The following is a 7426-nucleotide window of genomic DNA, read 5'->3' as shown; positions in this document are numbered from 1 at the left end:
GGGTTAGTGTTGAGGAGAGTGAAAATAGTTTTCCTAACCTTTGGGAAATAAAATAAAAAAGGGCGCGTAGCTCAGTTGGTTCAGAGCACTTGGTTTACACCCAAGGGGTCAGGGGTTCGAATCCCTTCGCGCCCACAACAAAAAAGCTTCATCAATTTCGATGAGGCTTTTTTATTATATTGCTATGCCTTATTTTCTTTATATTTTATATTCAAAAAATTTAGATAAATACTACGTTGGCGTATCTGTAAATATTGAAGAACGATTGCAAAGACATTTATCAAATCATAAAGGATTTACTTCTAGAGCGAAAGATTGGCAAATTGTTTATTTTGAAAAGTATGAGAATAGGTTATTGGCGCTTAAAAGAGAAAAACGAATTAAGAACTGGAAAAGTAGAAAAATGATTGAGAAGCTTATTGATGAAAAATAATAGCTCAGTTGGTTCAGAGCATCCCGATTTTACATCGGGAGTGGTCAGTGCTTGTTCCGATGTAAATCGGAAGGTTCGAATCCCTTTCCCGATAAAAAAATCGGGATAAACTGCGCCCACAATTATTAAAATCCTTTACAGTTTTGTAAAGGATTTTTTCTTTTTAAAATATATTCAAAGTAAGCTTTTTTCGTACATTCGTATCGTTAAATTATTCAATGTTTTAATGATTGATAAAAAGATAGGAATTATTGGTTTAGGCTATGTAGGCCTGCCTTTAGCAAGGCTTTTTGCTACAAAATACAACGTAGTTGGTTTTGATATTAATTCAAAAAGAGTTTCAGAATTAAAAGAAGGAACAGATTTTACACAAGAAGTAGATAATAATTTGTTGAAAGAAGTGCTTTTAGAAGAGGATAAAAATGAAATAGGACTTTTTATTTCAGACAAACCGTCTTCTTTAAAAGAATGCAATTACTACATTGTTACAGTACCTACTTCTGTCGATAAAAATAATCAGCCTGTTTTGCAACCACTTTTATCCGCCAGTAAAACCATCGCTCAAAACCTAAAAAAAAATGACATTGTCATTTATGAATCTACTGTATATCCAGGGGCAACAGAAGAAGATTGCATTCCTGTTTTAGAAAAAGAGTCGGGTTTGGTTTACAACGATGATTTTTATGTGGGATATTCACCAGAAAGAATCAGTCCAGGTGATAAAGTAAGAACTGTAGAACATATTTTAAAAGTAACTTCGGGTTCAACAACAGCCACAGCCATTAAGGTTGATGAATTATACAAGTCAGTTTTAAAAAACGGTACACATTTAGCCCCATCCATTAAAGTGGCAGAAGCATCAAAAATTATAGAAAATTGTCAGCGAGATATCAATATTGCGTTTGTTAATGAATTGGCAAAGATTTTTAGTTTGATGAACATCAATACCAGTGATGTTTTAGAAGCTGCTTCAACAAAATGGAATTTCTTACCCTTTAAACCGGGTTTGGTAGGTGGGCATTGCATTGGGGTAGATCCTTTTTATTTGGCTCAGAAAGCACAACAATATGGGTATTATCCAGAGATTATTTTGTCAGGAAGAAGGTTGAATGATAGTATGGGAAGTCATGTAGCTTCTGAGGTGGTTAAGCTGATGATAGATCAAGAGGTTAAGGTTAAGCGAGCTAAAGTTTTAATTCTTGGGGTTACTTTTAAAGAGAATTGTCCTGATATTCGAAATACGAAAGTCATAGATCTCTATCATTCTTTAAAAAGTTATGGAGTTAAAGTAGATATTTACGATCCATGGGCAAAAAATACTGAGGTTAAAAAAGAGTATAATATTGATCTTTTAGATGATATTAATAAAAAAAAATACAGTGCAATCGTGTTAGCAGTTGCTCATAACGAATTCAAAACAGTTGAGATCTCAAAATTACAGAAAAAGAAATCTGTAATTTACGATATCAAAAATTTCTTAGAGGTTAAGGATAAGAGTTTGTGATTTTGAGTGATGGGTTCTGAGTTATGAGTTTTGAGTGATGAGTTGTGAGTTTTGAATAGTGAATAACAAACCATGAACCACGAACCACGATAAACGATTTACGGACAACGAGTAACGAAAAACGAACAACGAGCAACGAATCACGAAAATAGAAGAGAGCGCCAAGAGATAGAAAAATAGTGAAGAGTGGTAGCTTGTTTTTTAGCTGATAATGGGAATTATGAGTTATGAGTTTTGAGTGATGAGTTGTGAGTTTTGAATAGTGAATAACAAACCATGAACCACGAACCACGATAAACGATGTACGGATAACGAGCAACGAAAAACGAACAACGAGCAACGAGCAACGAGCAACGAACCGTGAACAGTAAAAAGTAAAAAAACAGAAATGAAAAACTTTGCATTATTAGGAGCAGCGGGTTATATCGCTCCAAGGCATTTAAAAGCGATAAAAGATACAAATAACACTTTAATTGCAGCGTTAGATAAGTTTGATAGTGTTGGAATAATGGATAGCTATTTTCCAAATGCAGATTTTTTTGTGGAGTTTGAGCGTTTTGACAGACATATCGAAAAGTTAAAAAGAAATGGCACGCAGTTAAACTATGTATCTATTTGTACACCCAATTATTTACACGACTCGCATATTAGAATGGCGCTAAGAAGAGGTGCAGATGCTATTTGTGAAAAACCTCTGGTATTAAATCCATGGAATGTAGATGCCTTAAAAGACATTGAAAAAGAATCTGGACAACACATAAATACCATCTTACAATTAAGATTGCATCCTAGTATTATAGCGTTAAAGCAAAAGATAGACGCCAGCAACTCCAACCAAAAATACGATGTAGATTTAACGTATATCACTTCTCGAGGACGATGGTACGACATTTCTTGGAAAGGCGATGAGAGTAAATCAGGAGGAATAGCCACCAATATTGGGGTTCATTTTTATGATATGTTGTCTTGGGTTTTTGGTGATATTCAAGAAAACAAAGTGCATTTAAGAACCAAAGACAAGGCTTCAGGGTATTTAGAGTTCGAAAAAGCCCGAGTGCGATGGTTTTTATCTATTGATGAAAATTCATTACCTGATGACGTAAAGCAGAAAGGACAAAGAACTTTTCGTTCCATCACTGTAAATAACCAAGAAATAGAATTTAGTGCGGGTTTTACAGATTTACATACACTAAGTTATCAAGAGATTTTAAAAGGAAATGGTTTTGGGTTGACTGATTCCGAGAATTCCATAAAAATTGTGCATGACATCAGAAATGCTACACTTCTTAATACTGGTGAAAAACATCCTTTTTTAAAGAAGTAAGTAGCTCGTTACTTCTATAGTTTTCTAGAGGTGTTATTGCGAGTTGTGCAGCAACCTTTCTATTTAAATTTGCAGATTACTACATTCTTTCTTCTTCCTAATGAAATCTAGGACCGTAAGTCTAAGCTGTCAACCTGTCTTTAGGGTTTTTAAATAGCTTTTAGGTTACTTAATAAAAAATAACTAGAAATACAATGTTTTTTACAATAAACCCTTTAAAACTTCTTTTTGTGAAAAACTTTAAGGGTTTTGTTAAGAACTACATCTTTGATGTTATCCGAAATAGAAGTAGTTTTACATTGTAAAAAAGATGGTTTTTTTTACAAATAAAAAAAGCCTTAAAGTTGGTGCTTTAAGACCTTTTTTTAAACCGGTAACACTTTAAGAAGTATTGTTAGTTTCATTCACTTTCAAAAATACAATACTTCTCAAAGCTTACCAAAATTTTTTAATGAATTTCATAAATTTTAATGTGGTTTACCAAGCCACACAGGTAAGTTACGAACTAAAATGACATTTTGGAAACTCTATTAAAGTACTGTATTTTAATATGATAACTATCTAAAAAAGATGGGTATGGGTGTAAGAAGCCAAGTTTCAGAAACAATCTTTAGAGAAGTCAGTGTAGTGTGCTCTGAAATTAAAACTACACAAATTGTAAATTTAAACACAAAGAAAATGGTAAAAATTATACCCATTAGACGTCCAAATCCGCAGGACAGAACAGCGGAAAACAAGTTTTACGCGCAAGTCGTATCCAAAGGAAATACTGATTTAGAACGATTGGCCTATTTGGTTTCAAATCAAAGTACAGTGCGAGAAGCAGACTGTTATGCAGTATTGTTGTCGCTTTTGCACAATATTATGGATGAGCTAAAACAAGGTCGCATTGTAAAACTAGATAAATTGGGGTCTTTTCAAATTGGAGTGCGCTCAGAAGGTACTTCTAGTTTAGAAGAATTGACGGTAAATGCTGTTAAAAAAGTACACGTTAATTTTAGACCCGATGCAAGAATGCGTGAAATGTTAGAAAATGTAAAGTTTACATTGCAATAATAACGGTATGCATTTTTGAGTAATTTGCCTCAATAGCTTTTGCTATTGAGGTTTTTTTTTGTTTTTTTTACATTTCCCAAACGTTTCTTTTTTAAAAAGTAACGATACTTTCTCTTGGATCGCTAGAAACTTTTTGTTAAAAGTTACGTTACTTTTCGTAAAAAGTATGGTAACTTTTTTTAAATAGCACTATTCAGTAATTTTTAGGCTATTTTTTGTCGTATTTAATAGGATAACATTTTTAAATACATTCCTTTTTTACTTTTATAAAAGGTGTAAAATACGTGTTTTACCCCTTTTTTTAGTTTCAAAAACACCAAATAAAAGAGTGAAGAAGTTCTACTTATGGGGCGCTTTATGTGGAATTTGATAGTTATTTTGACCTCGATTTTTTTAGAAAAAAGTAGAATCTGTTTATTAGAATATACAGCTTGCTTACTCTTAGATTTCTGCTTGTTATACTATATAATCTTGCCTTTAAACCTTGTTTTTTGGGAATATTTAACCCATTTAAAATTCTTAAAATACAATGTTCTCTTTTACAAATATAGGGTAAGGTTTTGCCTTTTTATTGTGAGATACAAAGTAATCTGTTACTGATTATCAGTTCATAAATTTTATATTCTGATTTTAAAATAGATTGCAATTCCGTTACTTATCACAGGTCATCTTTTTTAAATATCACTCTATATTTGCTATAATCCTCAAACCGGTAAAATCTGAGGAAACTTGTGGAATGTAATTTAACGAAATACTTCTCTGTCGTTTTTGAGGTAAAATACCTCTTGCTCGCCAACTACTTTTTACAATAGAACGTCCAATAATGGTTCCTAAAATTCCTCCAACTACCATGTCACTCACCCAGTGTTCATGCGCCTTAATTTCAGACAGCCAGGTAATCGCCATAATGCTGTAGGGTATCCAATAATTATCAAATTCCATTTGAATGACTTTGGCTATAGCGAAATAAGCTGTAGTATGCAAAGAGGGTAAACTACTTCCTCCTGGACTCCCAAATAAGAAGCCATCCCTTTTATTGAAAAAATCCCAATTATCATCGGTGTAAGGTGCAATTATTTCACCATCTAAAGGTCTATTAGGTCTATTTCTACCAAGTATTGTTTTTAACGTTAATTGAGTGATTAAAGTAGAGTAGGCAATTGCTTTAAAAGAATTAGCTGCAGCAAATTGACCTCGTTCACTGTTTGTTAATAAAGAACCTAAATAGATACCCATAATCGGATAAGTTAAGTAGGTGTTTTCTCCATTTATCCATCTGTTTTTCTTGTTTCTTAAAAAATGTGGAGTGATATTAGGTAATTTGTAATCTATATTGGGTTCAATATGGTTATGGTAAAACTTTGTAGTAATCTTATCAGTAGCAATCAAGCCTAAAATACCTGCAGCATAATACCCTGTTTTTTTCCAGTCGTCAGAAAATTCTTTTCCCAAAAAAGCAAAATCACTAGGTATGGTGTTAAAGCTTGTTTTAAACACATACCCCGCAGTTTGAAAGTGATTGCTATTTGGGTTTGGGTTTTGAGCTATAGCAGAAAACCCAAAAAAAAGAAGTAAACTCGTAAGAAATCGTTTCATTTTTTAATTTTTAATAATGATGCAATTTGCGTATAAAAATACGGTTAATGTTGGAATGTTTTAAAAAAACAATGTAAATTTTCTTTTTACTGAAGTTGATAGCAGTTTGTATCATCTAACATGTCATTCTCAAAGTACAAGCAATCTTTGCATGCGTATTTGCGGATTCCTTTAATGATATCGTTGATTTTAAAAATGAGGTATGTGAAGATTTTTGCCTAGAAGGGGCTTCGTTTAAAGATAATAGGTGTGTTTTAGAAATAACATTCCTTGCTCATTTAAAAAATTAAAAAAATGATAATCATTAGTTTGTAATCTAAGTTCGATGTATAGACTACTGCTTATTCACTAAATTGCTATTTTGTAATTTAAAACGAATGTCATTTCTACAGAAGCGTAAGCGGAATCGAGAAATCTCTTACTTTAAATTAGATCTCTCCGCAAGGTCGAGATGACAAACAGATTGCTTCACAGGGTCGGAATAACAAAACTCTCTGTCATTTCGAGTGGAGCGTAAGCGGAACCGAGAAATCTATAGTTTATGATATGAGATTCCTCCACAAGGTCGGAATGACAAAGTACTATGTTATTTCGAGTGGAGCGTAAGCGGAATCGAGAAATCTCTTACCATGTACATTAGATCTCTCCACAAGGTCGAGATGACAAACAGATTCCTCCACAAGGTCGGAATGACAAAACTCTCTGTCATTTCGAGTGGAACGTAAGCGGAATCGAGAAATCTTTTACCATGTACATTAGATCTCTCCGCAAGGTCGAGATGACAAACAGATTGCTCCGCAAGGTTGGAATGACAAAGTACTATGTCATTTCGAGTGGAGCTTAGTCGGAATCGAGAAATCTCTTACCATGTACATTAGATCTCTCCGCAAGGTCGAGATGACAAACAGATTCCTCCACAAGGTAGGAATGACAGAGTACTCTGTCATTTCGAGTGGAGCGTAAACGGAACCGAGAAATCTCTTACCATGTACATTAGATCTCTCCACAAGGTCGAGATGACAAACAGATTGCTTCAGTACGTTTGCAATGACGAGGATATTTGTTATTTTGAGTGGAGCGTAAGCGGAACCGAGAAATCTATAGTTTATGATATGAGATTCCTTCACAGGGTCGGAATGACAAAGTACTCTGTCATTTCGAGTGGAGCGTAAGCGGAATCGAGAAATCTCTTAATATGTACATTAGATCTCTCCACAAGGTCGAGATGACAAACAGATTGCTCCGCAAGGTTGGAATAACAAAACTCTCTGTCATTTCGAGTGGAGCGTAAGCGGAATCGAGAAATCTCTTAATACATAAAACCTCTTAATTACAGGCGAAATGGAAAAAGATCTCTCCAGAAGGTCGAGATGACAAACATATTCCTTCACAGGGTCGGAATGACAAAGTACTCTGTCATTTCGAGTGGAGCGTAAGCGGAATCGAGAAATCTCTTAATACATAAAACCTCTTAATTACAGGCGAAATGGAAAAAGATCTCTCCGCAAGGTCG

5 protein-coding genes and 1 tRNA gene are annotated in these 7426 nt (G+C 34.0%); 5 read left to right on the top strand and 1 reads right to left on the bottom strand.

Annotated elements, in window-relative coordinates:
* The first annotated feature begins 60 nt into the window (after positions 1 to 60).
* The 5 genes from ACW9UN_RS16520 (at position 61) to ACW9UN_RS16500 (ending at position 4317) form a co-directional block, all read left to right on the top strand.
* Positions 61 to 135: transfer RNA gene (locus ACW9UN_RS16520), tRNA-Val, on the top strand.
* 49 nt (positions 136 to 184) lie between these two features.
* Positions 185 to 433, top strand: coding sequence for a GIY-YIG nuclease family protein (locus tag ACW9UN_RS16515; RefSeq protein WP_459487472.1), 249 nt, complete (start codon positions 185 to 187; stop codon positions 431 to 433).
* A 226-nt stretch (positions 434 to 659) separates the two neighbouring features.
* Positions 660 to 1937 carry a nucleotide sugar dehydrogenase gene (locus ACW9UN_RS16510; protein ID WP_459487471.1) on the top strand — a complete coding sequence of 426 codons (1278 nt, stop codon included), beginning with the start codon at positions 660 to 662 and terminating at the stop codon, positions 1935 to 1937.
* Positions 1938 to 2325: 388 nt separating this feature from the next.
* A complete protein-coding gene (locus ACW9UN_RS16505; protein WP_459487470.1) occupies positions 2326 to 3261 on the top strand; it encodes a Gfo/Idh/MocA family oxidoreductase in 936 nt (311 codons plus the stop codon).
* Positions 3262 to 3837: 576 nt separating this feature from the next.
* Positions 3838 to 4317 carry an HU family DNA-binding protein gene (locus ACW9UN_RS16500; RefSeq protein WP_459487469.1) on the top strand — a complete coding sequence of 160 codons (480 nt, stop codon included), beginning with the start codon at positions 3838 to 3840 and terminating at the stop codon, positions 4315 to 4317.
* A 681-nt stretch (positions 4318 to 4998) separates the two neighbouring features.
* Here the strand turns inward: ACW9UN_RS16500 and ACW9UN_RS16495 are convergent.
* The gene (locus ACW9UN_RS16495; RefSeq protein ID WP_459487468.1) at positions 4999 to 5913 is read right to left on the bottom strand and encodes a phosphatase PAP2 family protein; all 915 of its coding nucleotides are present in this window, start codon (positions 5911 to 5913) and stop codon (positions 4999 to 5001) included.
* Positions 5914 to 7426 lie beyond the last annotated feature (1513 nt).

The organism is Polaribacter litoreus, assembly GCF_054584775.1.
This window is presented reverse-complemented; position numbering and strand designations above follow the sequence as displayed.

Bases quoted from the DNA above. Each gene is read 5' to 3' on its own strand.
- ACW9UN_RS16505 (WP_459487470.1), top strand. From the start codon at position 2,326: ATGAAAAACTTTGCATTATTAGGAGCAGCGGGTTATATCGCTCCAAGG.
- ACW9UN_RS16495 (WP_459487468.1), bottom strand. From the start codon at position 5,913: ATGAAACGATTTCTTACGAGTTTACTTCTTTTTTTTGGGTTTTCTGCT.
- ACW9UN_RS16510 (WP_459487471.1), top strand. From the start codon at position 660: ATGATTGATAAAAAGATAGGAATTATTGGTTTAGGCTATGTAGGCCTG.
- ACW9UN_RS16500 (WP_459487469.1), top strand. From the start codon at position 3,838: ATGGGTGTAAGAAGCCAAGTTTCAGAAACAATCTTTAGAGAAGTCAGT.
- ACW9UN_RS16515 (WP_459487472.1), top strand. From the start codon at position 185: ATGCCTTATTTTCTTTATATTTTATATTCAAAAAATTTAGATAAATAC.